This is a genomic window from Halobellus ordinarius, assembly GCF_031823395.1.
Lineage (GTDB): Archaea > Halobacteriota > Halobacteria > Halobacteriales > Haloferacaceae > Haloquadratum > Haloquadratum ordinarius.
Genome location: NZ_JAVQKJ010000012.1, coordinates 47,714 through 62,227 on the forward strand (window position 1 = coordinate 47,714; position 14,514 = coordinate 62,227).

13 protein-coding genes are annotated in these 14,514 nt (G+C 65.5%); 2 read left to right on the top strand and 11 right to left on the bottom strand.

Annotated features, from left to right (window positions below; all coding sequences use genetic code 11):
- The 5 genes from RJT48_RS17000 to RJT48_RS17020 are packed head-to-tail and all read right to left on the bottom strand — an operon-like array spanning position 1 to position 5,313.
- Positions 1–1,149: a glycosyltransferase family 2 protein gene (locus RJT48_RS17000; protein WP_311173530.1), complete on the bottom strand. Its 1,149-nt coding sequence runs from the start codon at positions 1,147–1,149 to the stop codon at positions 1–3.
- On the bottom strand, positions 1,149–2,618 hold the full coding sequence (locus RJT48_RS17005) for a nucleotide sugar dehydrogenase (RefSeq protein ID WP_311173531.1): 1,470 nt from the start codon (positions 2,616–2,618) through the stop codon (positions 1,149–1,151). The genes RJT48_RS17000 and RJT48_RS17005 overlap by 1 nt, the downstream gene beginning before the upstream one ends.
- A 4-nt stretch (positions 2,619–2,622) precedes the next feature.
- Positions 2,623–3,600: a Gfo/Idh/MocA family oxidoreductase gene (locus RJT48_RS17010; protein WP_311173532.1), complete on the bottom strand. Its 978-nt coding sequence runs from the start codon at positions 3,598–3,600 to the stop codon at positions 2,623–2,625.
- Positions 3,593–4,726 (bottom strand): DegT/DnrJ/EryC1/StrS family aminotransferase, encoded by a 1,134-nt coding sequence (locus tag RJT48_RS17015; protein ID WP_311173533.1) that lies wholly within the window; start codon positions 4,724–4,726, stop codon positions 3,593–3,595. Before RJT48_RS17015 ends, RJT48_RS17010 begins: the two co-directional genes overlap by 8 nt.
- Positions 4,723–5,313, bottom strand: coding sequence for an acyltransferase (locus tag RJT48_RS17020; protein ID WP_311173534.1), 591 nt, complete (start codon positions 5,311–5,313; stop codon positions 4,723–4,725). Before RJT48_RS17020 ends, RJT48_RS17015 begins: the two co-directional genes overlap by 4 nt.
- A 958-nt stretch (positions 5,314–6,271) precedes the next feature.
- Here RJT48_RS17020 and RJT48_RS17025 point away from each other — a divergent pair.
- The gene (locus RJT48_RS17025; RefSeq protein ID WP_311173535.1) at positions 6,272–8,056 is read left to right on the top strand and encodes a CARDB domain-containing protein; all 1,785 of its coding nucleotides are present in this window, start codon (positions 6,272–6,274) and stop codon (positions 8,054–8,056) included.
- A gap of 174 nt (positions 8,057–8,230) precedes the next feature.
- Here the strand turns inward: RJT48_RS17025 and RJT48_RS17030 are convergent, their stop codons facing one another.
- The 3 genes from RJT48_RS17030 to RJT48_RS17040 all read right to left on the bottom strand — a co-directional run bounded on the left by RJT48_RS17030 (position 8,231) and on the right by RJT48_RS17040 (position 11,705).
- A complete protein-coding gene (locus tag RJT48_RS17030; protein WP_311173536.1) occupies positions 8,231–9,049 on the bottom strand; it encodes an AAC(3) family N-acetyltransferase in 819 nt (272 codons plus the stop codon).
- A gap of 168 nt (positions 9,050–9,217) precedes the next feature.
- Entirely contained in the window at positions 9,218–10,324 is a 1,107-nt protein-coding gene (locus tag RJT48_RS17035; RefSeq protein WP_311173537.1) for a beta propeller repeat protein, read from the bottom strand.
- A gap of 73 nt (positions 10,325–10,397) precedes the next feature.
- Entirely contained in the window at positions 10,398–11,705 is a 1,308-nt protein-coding gene (locus RJT48_RS17040; protein ID WP_311173538.1) for a Gfo/Idh/MocA family protein, read from the bottom strand.
- 129 nt (positions 11,706–11,834) lie between these two features.
- Here RJT48_RS17040 and RJT48_RS17045 point away from each other — a divergent pair, with 129 nt between their 5' ends.
- On the top strand, positions 11,835–12,833 hold the full coding sequence (locus RJT48_RS17045) for a glycosyltransferase family 2 protein (protein ID WP_311173540.1): 999 nt from the start codon (positions 11,835–11,837) through the stop codon (positions 12,831–12,833).
- A 27-nt stretch (positions 12,834–12,860) separates the two neighbouring features.
- Here RJT48_RS17045 and RJT48_RS17050 read toward each other — a convergent pair whose 3' ends face one another.
- From RJT48_RS17050 to RJT48_RS17060, 3 genes are all read right to left on the bottom strand, one after another.
- Positions 12,861–13,109 carry a hypothetical protein gene (locus RJT48_RS17050; protein ID WP_311173541.1) on the bottom strand — a complete coding sequence of 83 codons (249 nt, stop codon included), beginning with the start codon at positions 13,107–13,109 and terminating at the stop codon, positions 12,861–12,863.
- Positions 13,110–13,293: 184 nt separating this feature from the next.
- A complete protein-coding gene (locus RJT48_RS17055) occupies positions 13,294–13,515 on the bottom strand; it encodes a hypothetical protein (RefSeq protein WP_311173542.1) in 222 nt (73 codons plus the stop codon).
- A 106-nt stretch (positions 13,516–13,621) separates the two neighbouring features.
- Complete coding sequence (locus RJT48_RS17060; protein ID WP_311173543.1) at positions 13,622–14,326, bottom strand: hypothetical protein; 705 nt, start codon at positions 14,324–14,326, stop codon at positions 13,622–13,624.
- Positions 14,327–14,514 lie beyond the last annotated feature (188 nt).

A 14,514-nucleotide genomic window follows, 5' to 3' on the forward strand; every position in this document is an offset into this window, starting at 1 on the left:
TCAGCCCTCCTCCGGGGTGTCGTCCGCGGGTGACGGCACCCGGGTCCCGTCGCCCGATTCCTGCGGCGGTTCGGGCGGATCGATGCTGACTACGAGCCGCGCTCCCCGGTGCCTGTCGGCCGCGACGCCGACCAGAAACAGGCCGCCGCCGACCAGCGAAAGCACACCGCCTCCCGGGAGGCCTGCCGACGGGCCTACCCCGGCGAGGGTGGAGCCCATCGCTACCGTTCCCAGCAGGAGACAAAGGATTCCGACCAGCTGGAGGGTGACGGTTGTGCTCGATTCCTTGCGGACGGTACGGTGGACGATGCGCCGAAGGTAGCTCTGCAGCAGCAAAAGCGAGAGCGCGGGGACGAACCGGGAGTACCGGATGTAGCTGGTCTCGTCGCCGTAGACCGCTCGCATCGGGACGTCGGCGATCCGGAGGCCGTGCGTGTTCAGCCGAACGAGCACGTCGTTAGAGAACCCGTAGTCGTCGTAGAGGGTGTCCATATCGATGGCCTCGAGGGCAGTTTTCGAGATGGCTGTGTAACCGTTCTGTGGGTCCATCATCCGCCAGTACCCGCTGGCGATCCGAGTCAGGTACGTGAGGAGATAGTTCCCGAACGTCCGCCAGCCCGACATCTGTCGGCGGTACTTGGGGTAGCGGAGACGGTTCCCCTTTGCGTACTCGGCGTCGTCGTAGACGACGGGGTCGATGATGCGATCGAGGATCGCCGGGTCCATCTGTCCGTCGCCGCTCATAACGGCCGTCACGTCGATACCGTCGTCGAGGGCGTGCCGGTAGCCCGTCTTGATCGCACCGCCCACACCGGCGTTGACCGCGTGGCGGATGGCGACCACCCGCTCGTCGAAGGCGGCGCTCCCGGCCGAGCTACCTTCCCCTGGGCTCGCGACGGTCCCGGTTTGCACGCGACCGATCTCGGTCGTCCCGGGACCACCGTCCGTGACGGCCGCCGACCTCGATTGGCTGGCATCCGCCGGCTTCGTCAGAGCGTCCAGGATCGCAGTCCAGGTGTCGTCCGTCGAGCAGTCGTCGACCACGTAGATCCGATCGACGAACCCAGGCACCGTCTCGATCACGTCGGCGACGAACTCGGTCTCGTTGTAGGCGGGAACGACAACGCCAATCGTCTTCCCCCCGTACATCATTCGCTCCCCTTGCCGATGGTGTACTGGCGGTGACGCGTCCCCGAGAGGTCGAGCGCCTGGCGACCGTCGATCACGACGATTCCGGGCTGCTCACCGGACGGCCGCTCCGCTGAATCCCTCCGGGTATCGTCCGTGGCGGGTACGGCGTCGGCACCCACGCCGGTCGACGCGCCGTTCCTCTCGGCCTCGAAGGCGTCCCAGTCAATTTCTTCGAACGCCTCGTGGGCGGTCACCAGGATCGCGGCGTCGATCTCACGCGATTCGAGCGCCTCGAGAGAGAGGAACTCGCCGGGCATCTCCGGCGGTTCCTCGAGTAGCGGGTCGGTCGCGAGCACACTCGCGCCGAGGTCCCGCAGCCGATCGGCAATGTCGATAGCCGGGGACTCCCGCGTCTCGGGGACGCCAGGCCGGTAGGTGACTCCTAGCAGGGCGACCGTCGCGTCGCCGATGGACGTGCCCACGGTGGCCAGCTCTTCGGCGAGCCGTCCGACCACGAACTGCGGCATCCCCTCGTTGACCGACCGGGCGGTCCGGACGAGCCGGGCATCGCTTTCCAGCCCGTCGAACAGGAAGTACGGGTAATAGGGAATGCAGTGGCCGCCGACGCCGGCACCCGGCGTGTGGATGTTGCAGTAGGGCTGCGTGTTCGCGGCGTCGATGGCCTCGATGACGTCGATCCCGAGTTCGTCAGTCAGTTGGCCGAGCTCGTTGGCCAGGGCGATGTTGACGTCGCGGTAGACGCCCTCGAAGAGCTTGACGCACTCGGCAGTCGTCGCGTCGCTGACGCGGATGACCTCGTTGTCGGTGAGCTCCCCGTAGACCAGTTCGGCAACGCGGCCGCTCTCGGCGTCGATCCCGCCGACGATCTTCGGGTACGACTCCCTGATGTCCCGCAGTGCACTGCCGCTGGCGATCCGTTCCGGGCAGAACGCCAGGCCGTACGTCTCGGTGCCGGCCTCGGCGAGGATCGGGGCGACGACGTCCCGACAGGTCCCCGGTGGCACCGTCGACTCGACGAGCACGATGTCGCCGGACTTGAGGCCGGAGGCGACCGTCCTCGTCGCGGCCCGGAGATACGAGAGATCCGGCTTCTCCGCATCGTCGACGAGCGTGGGAACGGTGATGACATGAATGCGGGCGACGGAGGCGGCCATCTCGCCGTCGGTTGTCGCCCGGAACCGGCCGTCCTCGATCACGTCGGCCAGCACCGCTGACAGGCCGGGTTCGTTCTCGAAGGGATTTTCCCCCGCGTTCAGCGTCCCCACGCGCTCGGGGTCGATGTCGACACCGTGGACCGCACCCGCCGTCTCGGCGAACACGGCCCCCAGGGGAAGCCCCATCTTGCCCAGCCCGTAGACGGCTGTCGGGACGCGGCTTCGGCAGAACGCCCGTCGCTGTTCCTCTGTCGTCGCATCGCTTGCGTACAGTCCCACCGTCCCGGTTTGCGTAGATGTGTCCGTCGTCATATGCTCAGGAATCAACGACTGCCGCCGGCCGTTGTTCGGTTTCGTTTTCGATCAGTCGGATCAGTTCCAGTGCTCGGAGGCCGTCACTGCCGGAGACTGCCGGCTCCCGATTCGATCGGATAGCATCGACGAACGACTGCAGTTCCCGCCGGAGCGGCTCGCCACTGTTGACCTGCGGCCGCTCGACGACGCTCTCCGAGCGGTAGCGGACGTCGCCCTCGTGCTCGATGTACTGTGGGAGGGACTGTCGGTGGATCTCCACCGACTGCGTGAGGTAGTCGACGGTTACCTGACATTCCCGACCGGTGACGGCGAGCTGTCGAACCTTTTGGTGCGTGATGCGGCTGGCAGTCAGCGTCCCGAGAACCCCGTTTTCGAGCTTGAGCGTGGCCGAGACGTAGGGGTCGCCGTCGACTGCAGCCGCCGAAGCGTCGGCGACGTCGGCGTCGAAAAGCGAGAGGAGGATGTCGATGTCGTGGATCATAAGGTCCCGGACCACGCTATCGGTGTTTTCCCGATCGATGGGCGGGCCGAGGCGCCGTGCCTCGACCGCGCGGACATCCATCTCGGCGACGATGTCCGTCAGCGTCTCGACCGCGGGGTTGAACCGCTCTATGTGGCCCACCTGCAGCCGGCGGTCGCGCTCGTCGGCGAGGGCGATGAGTTCGCGGCCCTCGGCGGCATCGTCGACGAACGGTTTCTCTACGAGGACGTGCGTGTCAGCCGTCAGGGCTTTTCTGATACCCTCCGCGTGGTAGGGGGTGGGTACAGCGATCGAAACCGCATCGACCGCCTGGAGCAACGCCATCTCGTTGAGCGCCCGCGTGTTGTACTTCTCGGCAATCTCCGTTGCGCGGTCCCAGTCGGCGTCCGCGACGCCGACCAGTTCAACCTCGGGGAGTTCGGCGTAGACGCGGGCGTGGTGGGTCCCCATACTCCCGACCCCGATGACGCCGACGTGGAGGGGACTGTTCTCAGTCAACGACCTCCCCCTCCGGAACGGCCTCGTCGTAGTGACTGCGGACGGCCCTTCCCACCCGCCTCAGTTCCGGTTCGTCGAGCCCGGGATGGATCGGCAGGGAGACCACTTCCTCGGCGGCCCGTCTGGCCTCCGGGACGTCCGGATCGAACCCGTCGTAGGCGGGCTGGTCGGGGATGGCTACCGGGTAGTAGACCCCGGTATCGACGTCGTGGGCGCGGAGGTGGTCACGGAGTGCCGCCCGGTCGCGACAGCGTACCGTGTACTGGTGGTAGACGTGCCGGGTACCCGGCGGCTCGACCGGCAGGCTCAGTTCCGTGACCGGCGCCAGGAGATCGGAGAGCAGGGAGGCGTTGGTCCGTCGACGCTCGTTGTACTCCGGCAGCTTCCGGAGCTGTTCGAGCCCGATTGCGGCAGCCATACTCATCATCCGGTAGTTGTACCCGACCTCGACGTGGTCGTAGCCGTGCGTATCGGCGTCGCCGCGTCCGTGGTTGACCAGTCGGGAAGCGCGCTTGGCTATGTCCGGATCGTCGGTGACCACCATCCCTCCCTCGCCGGTCGTCATGTTCTTCGTGGGGTAAAACGAGAAACACCCGACGTCGCCGATGGTTCCGACGGGGGTGTCGTCGTAGGTCGCCCCGTGGGCCTGGGCGGCGTCCTCGATCAACAGCAGATCGTGCTCCTCGGCGATCTCCTGGAGTCGATCCATCTCCGCCGGCAGTCCGTACAGGTGGACCGCGAGAATCGCGGCCGCATCCTCACGCTCCTCGACCGCGCCCCGGACGGCCTCGGGGTCGAGGGTGTAGGTCTCGGGGTCGATATCGGCGAACACGGGGGTCGCCCCGCAGAACCGGATCGCGTTGGCGCTTGCGACAAACGAGAACGGCGTCGTGATCACGGCGTCCTCCGGACCGATGCCGGCAGCAGCCAGCGCGGTGTGGAGCGCGGCGGTTCCGTTCGCGGTTGCCACGCCGTGGCCGGCGCCACAGTAGTCGGCGAACGCCGTCTCGAACTCGCGGACGGCCGGACCGTCCGCCAGCCGGCCGCTCTCGAGGACAGACTCTACTCGGTCCCGTTCTGCCGGTCCGATGTCCGGATCGGCGATGGGAATGCTGTTTTGACTCATAGTATCGTATTCGAATCAGCGAGCGGCTCCGGAAGGGAGCGCTCCTCGGCAGGGACGCCCGCGACCAGCGTCCGCGGCGGGACGTCCTCGCAAACGACTGCACCGGCGGCCACGAAGGCGTCCTCGCCGACGGTGATCCCCGGGAGGACGGTCGCGTTGGCGCCGATGGAGACGCCGTCTTCGAGCGTCGGCCCCGCGAGGTCGACCTCCGTGCGGACGGGATAGGGGTCGTTCGTGAGGACTGCTCCCGGCCCCACGAAGACCCTGTCGCCGATCTCCGTCTCGGACGGCACGTATGCGTTGCTCTGCAAGCTCACCGCCGAACCGACCGTCGTGTGACCGTCGATGACGACGTTCGTCCCGACGAGCACGTCGTCACCCATCGTTGTGTGTTCGCGGACGAGCACTCCGTGTCCGGTGGTGAACCTGTCGCCCGCGCGAACGTCGCCGTAGATGATCGATCGGGAACGCACGATCGCCTCCCTGCCGAGGACCGTCGGACCGGCGTCGGATTCGTACTTGTGCCCGACAGTCGCGTTCTCGGCGACTGCCGATCCGTCGCCTACCCGACAGTTTTCCAGCTCCATCAGCGCGTCACCTTCGGAGTTCGAGTGTCGAGCCCGCCGTCGGTTCGACTGCTCGTTCGGAGGATTGGCGGCTTGACGCTATTTCGGGGTCCACTCATAATCTGTTCGTCCAGTTCGGATGCTCGTTTGGTATTTGTTATTGACCGACTGATCCCGGTATGGTCTGATTACTCGTGAGTAACCCCCTATTGACTGGACGGACGTCCAGCCTGCACCCGTGTCCCGGTCGACCGCGTCCGCGACCCTTGTGCACCACCAGTGGAATCGAGCGAAAGCTGTAGTGCGAGCTGCCGAACTATATATGTCCAACAAACAAATTACATTCGTAGGTGTGTAATCACCCCGACGCTGATCGATGGCCAGACACGGGACAGGTCGGGAGCGCGCGGGCGATTACGGACTCGTCCCGACAGGGCACACAGGTCCCGTGCGTCGTCGGAGGTACGTCTTAGAGAGTGCATAACAATACGTGAAAGCGAGAAAGGAGTAACTGCGCCGGAGGATACCCCCCTGCCCACCATTCCGGCGCGCTCCCCACCCCTCCGGGATGTCATCCCGGGACAACCACCCCTTTTCGACGCTGACTGGCTTCCCGAAACAGTGCTGTCTGGCAGTATCACGTACGCTGAGTCCGTGTTCTGCCGTAACGCCCGACCACGATGACTCGAACGGGTGATTCGCAGGGGCGGCGTCGATCGAAGCTGTGCCGCAGGGAGGGCGACTCCACCGGTTTTCGAGCCCTCACCGGCCGGCTACAGCTCCGGCACCGAACGCGCTGCTCGATACCGTCGCCCGATCGCCGTGGCAGATAGCGGACCCGGGACAGTGTGTGGGAAAACGACGCCCGACAACGAAGGTGGGAGCTGTTCGCGGGATTATACGGAGTGTTACAATATACGTTTCAGGGTAACCCATACCTATGCTATTTAGCAACTCCAGGATAGCGCTCTTGCTGGTCGTGAGCCTCACAGCAACGGCCGCCGCGGGGGCGGCAGTGACCGGGTTCAACGTCGGCGCACAGCCGGTGAGCATCGATTCGGCCGAGGCGACTCCCACGGATGGGACCGACTCCGCCCTCAGGGTGGGCGCGACTCTCAACAACACCGGCACGGAGAACGTGACCCGGTCGGTGACGTTGTTAGTCGACGCGAACGGGACCCAGACTGCCCGAACGGCGGTCGCCGAGCGCAGGGTGACGATCCCGCCGGGCGCGAGCGAGACCGTGTCCTTCGAGGTGGCTCCGACGGCGGTCCAGTCCGGAACCGTCGCGTACGCGGTCGTTGTTAACGGGGACGGACCGACGGTTCGCGAGGACGGGAGCGTCACTCTTGACCCGCCGAGGTTCGTCCTGACGGATGCGACCGCGCCGCCGGTCGTCAGGGGCGAGGAGGCGTCCGTCCGGGCCACAATCCGTAATCGGGGTCACTTCCGGGGAATGGAGACGATCGAACTTCGACTCGACCGGGACGGCGACGGCACGTTCAGCTCGAGCGAGGTAGTCGCGAAGGCGTCCCCGGTCGTCGCTCCCGGCGAACAGACGGAGGTCGCGTTGGCGATTCCGACTGAAAGCCTCTCACCGGGGACCTACGCGTACCAAATTGCGAGCCCGGAGGGCACCACTGAGGGGACGCTGACGGTGCTGCAGCCGGCGACGTACCGGTTCGAAGCGGTCGACGCACCGGCTAACGTCACCCGTGGCGAGGTGATCAACGTCACGGGAACGGTGCAGAACGAGGGCGACGTGGCGGGCACGGCGACCCTCAGCCTCGAAACGCCGGACGCGGCCGGTGAGACGGAAACGCGGTCGGTCCAGCTGGACGAGGGAGGCTCGCAGACGTTCCAGTTTACCCTGAACACGAGCACCCTGGAACGCGGGAACTACTCGCTCGACCTCGCGGTGGCGAACGAGACCACGTCGCTCCCGCTGCAGGTGCGGGAGAGCCACTTCGCGGTGGCCAAGATCCAGGGAGAGGAGACGCTGGACATCGGCGAGGACACGCGGTTCGATGCGACGATAGTTAACACCGGCGACGCCCGGGACAACCAGTCCGTCGAGTTCCGGATCGATCTGAACGGTGACGACGAGCCGGAATCGTACGGCATCGAACGGTCTGTCGCGCTCGATCCCGGGGAACGGACGACCGTCGGAATCGGGGTCGAATACACCAAACTCTTCGAGGCGGCCGAACTAGGACAGATGGCCGGCGGTCATATCTACGGGATCTACAGCGAGGACGATAGTATGACCGCGGTCGTCGCCTACGAGCCCGACTACGACAGCTACAGTTCGACGAGCAGTGGGACGAGTGACGAGACGAGTGACGAAACGAGCGACGGCGCCAACACGGCGTCGCTCGACGAGATCAGCCAATCGAAGTACGGCGTCGACCACGATCAGTTGAGTGGCGAGACCAAAACCCAGATCGAGGAGATCCACGAGCGCCAACCGTTCGCGGACGGACTGGTGGTCACCGAAGTGCTGACCCGCGAAGAGATCGCACGCCAGCAGTACGGCCTCGACGTGGCATTCAACGACGACTACACTACCACCACGATCGACGTCGAGACCCAACAGCAGATCGAGGCCGACTACGACGCGCAGTTCCAGTCGCAGACCGGCGACCGGGTCGAGTCCTGGGACGAACTGGCCCGCCAGCAATACGACAGCGAGTACGAGGACCTGACCGACGAGCAGCAGCAGACGATCAGGGAGAGCTACCTGGAGCAGTTCGAGGATAGCTAATACGATCTCCCACGACTGTTTCTCGGGATCCGTCATCCTGTGATGACGAGTCCATTGCAGATTTGTATCCGACAGTCTGAGGCTGGCGGCCGCCGGCTTCCGCCGTCGTCGATTGGAACCGGTTCGCGCTCGGAGTCTCCGGAATCCGTCTCGACCGCGGGACGTGACCGGCCGTCACAGCGTCACGAGATAGTACGGATCGGCGCGCAGCCGCGGTGCGAGCGACGATTGCAGGTCGCCGAGGGTGAAAAACAGTACCTTGAGACCGTTCAGGTCGTACCTGTCGAGCGCGCCGTCCCGGTCGAGGCGGCGCGTGAGCTTTGGCTTGTTCCACGAGTAGAACGGCGAGGGCTGGATGCTACAGGTCTGTTCGATCCGCTCGCAGTCGGTCTCGTCCGTGTACATTACCCCCTCGAAGGTCCGTTCGGTCAGGTACGGCACGTCGAAGCGGCTCTCGAAGTAGTGCAGGTGCGAACAGGTCAGCCAGGGCGTGCCGACGTCGAGCACCAGCGTGTCCTCCTCGACTAGCTTCGCGAAGCAGCCCTCGGGGTGGTAGGAGTCGTGGTGGACGCAGTCGTCGAACCGGTACTCTCCCTCGACCAGAATCGACTTCATCGCGTCGTCGGTGCGGTAGTCGGCGTCGTCGAGAAACAGCTGGCTGAAGGTGCCGTGCTTCGGGCGCGAGTACTGCTTGTGGTAGACGCCGGAGGTGGCGAAGTAGTCGGTAAACCCCGGCGCGAGCACGCTCTCGAAGCGTGCGTTGAGCTTCGACCGGAGGAACTCGTATGGGTTGGTCGCGAACGCACCCTTCACGTCGCTCAGACCGACGTGGACGAATACCTCCGAGTGACCCTCGGCGTGGCGATCCAGCACGTCGTCGAACCGGGCTTCCGGGACCTGAGAGGCGCCGCGCCGCTGCTTCGCTCGCTTCAGCGATTGATGCTTGATCAGGTTCGCCCCCCGGCTCGCATTCGTGAGTAGGTCCGGTGGCATTGGTCGGATGTCGGCGGGTTGGTGTGGACTGCACCCCGGCGATATTTGGTTAAGCGCTTCCTTCCACTGCGAGGTGCGTGCCCTCTCGTACTGATTACTCTCGTCTCTTCCCGCCGAACGCCGCCAACGGGGGTGGCGCTCGGCGGTACAAAGTGAGAGTAATCAGTATCAGGCGGCCGTGAGCGAACGCAGACGATCCAGAGACACCTGGAGGAGATCCCCGTGATGCGTCTGCGTGTTGAACGGGTTGAGAACGAGACCGACAGACGGATCAGCGGCCAGAAACACATACGCGCTGGCCGTGGGGACGACCGAGACGTGGGTTCCCAGCGTCCGCCGTCGCTCGAAGGCGGCGAGTTCGTGCCACTCCTCGAACCCGGTAGTCGACGAGGAGACGAGCACGCGCGCGACGTCGCTGCTCTCGTTGTGACGCCGTCCCGGCGGGGCCGTGCTGTCGACGCCGACCTCGGCGGCGGTCGACAGCACCACCCACGTCTCCCGACCGTCCGAGAGCGTCTCCGCGTAGTAGACGGATGCGTCGGTCGTGCCGACAGTGACGGGTTCGCCGGCCCCGTTCCTATCCAACCGGAGGAGTTCCACCTCGCGCGCGTACGAACAGTCCATTCCCCACAGTACCGCTGTCGGGGTGAACGCCAGGTCGACTGCCCGCCATCGCTGACTTCCGGCGCCGACGGGCTCGAACTGACCGTCGCGGAGTCGGCCGATCGCGCTCTGCTGGTCGGTATCCCCCGCGGTCACCCACAGCTCCTCGCGGTAGGGATCACGGTGGACGCCGTGGAAGTGGCGCACGTCGCGGGATTCGACGACCGACTCCCAGGTCCGTCCGCCGTCGCTGCTCGCGCGTATCCGGGCCGGGACGTCCCCGAGGGGGTACTCCGCGAGGTAGTACGTCCCCTTGTGCTCGCAGACCGACGTCGGGAGGACGCCCATCGGTCCCGAGCACGACGGGAGACGGGCGACCGGCGTCCAGGTTCGTCCACCGTCCCCGGAGCGGAACACCTGTGGTCCGACCGTTGCGAGGACGATCCCGGCGTCGAGCGGCCAGATGTTCGTCGTCGTCCAGGCGCCGACGACCGGTCGGAGCAACCGCTTGGTCAGCCGGCCGTTCAGTATCCCGAACGAGACACGCGACAGTCCCGTTTCGGGGTTCGGAAGCCGCCCGCGGCCGACGAACCCCTCATTGCCGGTCCAGACGCCCGCAGTATAGCCACGAGTGCAGTAGACTTTCCGCCCGCTGATACCGCCGAGCTTCATCCCGTTGACGGGTACGTCCCTCGCCCCGTACAAAAGTACACACCGGATACCGACGCCGGGCGGGCGCGAGGGCTCATTCGGCCCCCGAGGTCGATTCGCCGCCGTCGGCCGCGGCGGTCTGCTCGTCGGAATCGGCGTCAGAATCAGTACCAGAACCTGCATCAACATCGGCGTCGGCGTCGTCATCGGAATCGGCACCGAAATCCGCATCAGCATCAGCTTCGCCGCCGCTCGCCTCCTCTTCGGGCCCCAGCTGTCCCGCCTCGATCATCGCGACCAGCGGATTGTCCTCGATATCCAGCGGGAGGTCGACCCGACCGCCCCGCCGTGCCGACTCCCAACTGGCGAAGATGACCTCGGTCGCCCGAAGCGCCCGCTCCGCGGCCAGCTCCGGCGTCCGGTCGGTTCCGATCGCGTCGACGACGTCTGCGAGTGCCCGCTCGATGAACACGTTGCCGCTCCTGTCTTCGGGTGCGACAAGCGGCAGTCGCTCCTTGAGTTTCCGCACCGCAGCGCCAACGTACCCCGGCGAGGCCCAGCCGTGGATCGTCTCCCCGCCAGTGCCGATCGTCCGCCAGCCGTTGTCATCGCTGCGGACCCGAAGCGTCGGGCCATCTTCGACCCCGATCTCGATCGACCCGTCGGTGCCGATCAACCGGAGATAGCATCCCCCGTCGGGGTTCGATGCCCCGGTCCTCGCCAGTCCCTGGGTTCCGTCCTCGTAGCGCCACTGTGACAGGGCCTGTGTGGCGTTCGGCGTGCCGAACCAGACGTTCTCCTCGCGGTAGTCGACCTGTGCCAGCACCCACTCGATTGCCGCCTCCTCCGTGTAGTATCCGCAGAGATCGAACAGATGGGACCCGGCGTCGAACAGGGTTTCCTCCGCGACTTCGATCCGACGCAGATCGCCGATGGTTCCCTCGTCGAGCAGCCGTTTGGCCTCCCGGAACGGCGCGCCGAAGCGGCGCTGGTGGTTGATTGTCAACTGTATGCCCGCGCGCTCACAGGCGCGGACCATCTCCTGACAGTCGGCCCAGGTCTCGGCCATCGGCTTCTCGCAGTGGATCGCTTGCGGGACGCCACTCTCGGCACAGCCGATCACGATCGACGCGTGGATCGAAGGCGGCACGCAGACGCTCACGATGTCGGGCTCGACCGCCGAGAGCATCGCCTCGTAGTCCTCGTAGACGCCGGCGTCCTCGAGACCGAACTCGCGGGCGAAGGCGCGACCGTTCTCGGGGACGATATCGGAACAGGCGACCAACTCGCACGCGTCGTTCCGCCGGTAGGCGTGACCGTGTCGGTACCCCATCGCATACCCGTCCTGGCCTGGCTCGTCCGGATCGGAACCGGTGCCGATCACTGCGGCGCTGTAAACCATCCTATCCCAACGGGGCGCGACCGGAATGAAGAGTATACACCTCCTACCCGTCCATTCACCGCGTCGACGTCGTCTCGGGGCCGCGAACGGTTCTCATAACTATATACACTCCTGTGGAATTCTGTGGTAGTGAGTACCGATCGTGAACTCTCGGCAGTGAACGCGGATACGTCGGGGCGGAGTAGTGAGGACGTCCCCGCGCCGGAGTCGGAACTGCCGTTCGTCTCGATCGTCGTGCCGGTCTACAACGATCCGGCGGGGATCAGCGCGACGCTCGACTCCCTGGTTCGGCAGTCGTACTCCAATTCGCGCCACGAGGTCGTCGTAGTCGACAACGGTTCGACCGACCGGACGCCGAGCGTGGTCCAGGAGTACAGCGAGACGTTCGAGGCTATCGAGTTGGTTATCGAAGACGAGGTTCGAGGCTCCTACGCGGCTCGCAACCGCGGCATCCGCGCTACCTCCGGCCCCGTAGTGGCGTTCATCGACGCCGATATGATCGTGGGCCCACAGTGGATCGAGCGGGTCGCACGGGTGATGGCCGCCTCGGACACCGAATACCTCGCCTGCGATGTGGAACTGTTCAGCCCGGAAGACGAGGGGACGATCGCAAAGTACAACCGGCTCAACGACCTGCACGTCGAGCGCTTTATGGAGGAGCAACTGTTCGCGCCGACCTGCTGTCTGGTCGTCCGCCGGTCAGTGTTCGACCAGTTGGGCCTGTTCGATCCGCGGGTGCGTTCGGGTGGTGACTTCGAGTTCGGTAACAGAGTCCACGCCGACGGGCGCCGCGTCGAGTACCGGCCCGAGTTACGGATGTACCACCCGACGCGCACCAGTCTCACTGCGCTGCTGCGAAAGGCCGTTCGGGTCGGCCGCGGCAAGACGCAGCTTCGACGTCACTACCCAGACCGGTACGGCTCCCCGCTCGTCTACGCGCTCAACCCGCGGGCCTTCCTGCCTCCCAAGCCGGGGTTCCTCAAGCGCTCGATCCGTGAGTGGACCACGCTTTCGGTCTCCGAGAAGCTCGTGTTCGCTCTCCTCAGCTACCTCACTTCGCTCGCGAAGGCCTACGGGCAACTGCGGGAGATCGCCGACCCGACCGATACCAACGCCGCGGGCACATAAGGTCGGTGTCGTCTCTTCGGGGTCGTCTTAGCGGGTTGTTCCTTCGTCGTCGCTCCCGTCTCCTGACATAAAGGCCTCGACCGGCGGCAACTCGGCGATCCCGGAGTGCTGACCCAGGTACCTCGCCGGTTCGATCTCGGTTTCGAAACTCGCGTCGTCGGGATACTCCCGGACAGTCAGCACTCGGCCCTCCTCAGCGGCGAACACGATCTCGACTGTCCCATCGTCGTACTGGTATTTCGCCGCCTCGGTCGCTGAATCAGCTGGACGCTCCATAGCACGGGCTATGCGGGGGAGCCTCTTACTCGTTTCGTCGTCCGGAATTATCCACTCTCTCGGACTGCCGCTGTGACTCACTGCCCCCGTATTGACCGCTGGATGATCCGCTGGCTCCGTATTGACCGCTGGATGATCCGCTGGCCCCGTATTGACCGCCGCGGGCGGGTATCGGGGCGCCCGCCTATCGGTGGTTGTCGAGATCGCAGACGTCGTCCGGATGGACGACGATGAACGCCTCCTGACGGAGCAGTTCCTCGTCCTCGGGGAGATAGAGGAACTTCTCTGCGTCGACATCCCGCGCCCGGATGCGCTCCCAGTCGTCGATGTGGTAGCCGAGGTCCTGGTTGGATGCCGGATCGACCGGCCGCTCACGCCATTCCTCGGGGACGGCGTCGTTCGTCACCGGCCTGCCCCGCAGTGTGTGACGGCGGGTCGATGCTCCCGAGCGGTGTCACCCACACGGTCGGCGGTCGCTCCGGACCCGACGGGGGAGGTAGCTCCCATCCGGATCACTCCCCGAAGGTGAGCGAGGCGTTACCATCGATCGCCAACTGGACAACCGTCCCGGAGAAGCCGAACGTGTCACGGTCTCCCTTGACGGTTCCGCTGGCGACTGCCCCGTCCGCGCTGTCATCCGATTCGGCGCCCCACATCCCGTCGCGCTTCGCGACCGACCCCGTGGTCTCGACGCGATAGCTCGCCGGGCTCTTGTCGCCGATCACGACGAGTTCGTGCGGCAGATCGTGGTCCGGCCCGAGCGTTGCCGGGTCCACTGTCTCGCCGTCGATCCGAACCGGGGCGTCCCCGTCGACTTGGAAGTTGGTGAACTCCCCGGTGATCTGGTAGCTGTCGATGCCACCTTCGACCTGCCCCGAGACGCTGGTCCCCTCTATGACGTCGTTGTCGTTGGCCGCGGAACCGCGTTCGATAGTCCCGTCGACACCGAACGTGTACCAGACCCGATCAGACGTGGCTCCGCCGTCGATGACGACTTCTCTCACGACCGTGACGAGGCTGTCGGGATCGACCGTCTCGCCGTCGAGTCGGACGGTGACGTCCCCGTCGATCTCGAAGCTGGTGAAGTCGCCGGTGACCCAGTAGTCGTCGATGCCGCCCTCGACGTGGCCGTCGACGGTGGTTCCGTCGATCGTGTCGCTGTCGTTCGCCTTGGCCCCTGGCTCGACGCTCCCGTCGACGCTGAACGTGTAGTTCACTCGGTCGTACACGCCACTGCCGTCGATCTCAAGTTTCTTGCCGTCGGGGGTCGAGGTCGTAGTGTCGGTCGAGGTCGTAGTGTCGGTCGAGGTCGTAGTGTCGGTCGAGGTCGTAGTGTCGGTCGAGGTCGTAGTGTCGGTCGAGGTCGTAGTGTCGGTCGAGGTCGTAGTGTCGGTCGAGGTCGTAG

Coding starts and splice junctions, on each gene's coding strand:
- RJT48_RS17000 (WP_311173530.1), bottom strand. CDS start 1,149: ATGTACGGGGGGAAGACGATTGGCGTTGTCGTTCCCGCCTACAACGAG.
- RJT48_RS17005 (WP_311173531.1), bottom strand. CDS start 2,618: ATGACGACGGACACATCTACGCAAACCGGGACGGTGGGACTGTACGCA.
- RJT48_RS17015 (WP_311173533.1), bottom strand. CDS start 4,726: ATGAGTCAAAACAGCATTCCCATCGCCGATCCGGACATCGGACCGGCA.
- RJT48_RS17020 (WP_311173534.1), bottom strand. CDS start 5,313: ATGGAGCTGGAAAACTGTCGGGTAGGCGACGGATCGGCAGTCGCCGAG.
- RJT48_RS17030 (WP_311173536.1), bottom strand. CDS start 9,049: ATGCCACCGGACCTACTCACGAATGCGAGCCGGGGGGCGAACCTGATC.
- RJT48_RS17035 (WP_311173537.1), bottom strand. CDS start 10,324: ATGAAGCTCGGCGGTATCAGCGGGCGGAAAGTCTACTGCACTCGTGGC.
- RJT48_RS17040 (WP_311173538.1), bottom strand. CDS start 11,705: ATGGTTTACAGCGCCGCAGTGATCGGCACCGGTTCCGATCCGGACGAG.
- RJT48_RS17050 (WP_311173541.1), bottom strand. CDS start 13,109: ATGGAGCGTCCAGCTGATTCAGCGACCGAGGCGGCGAAATACCAGTAC.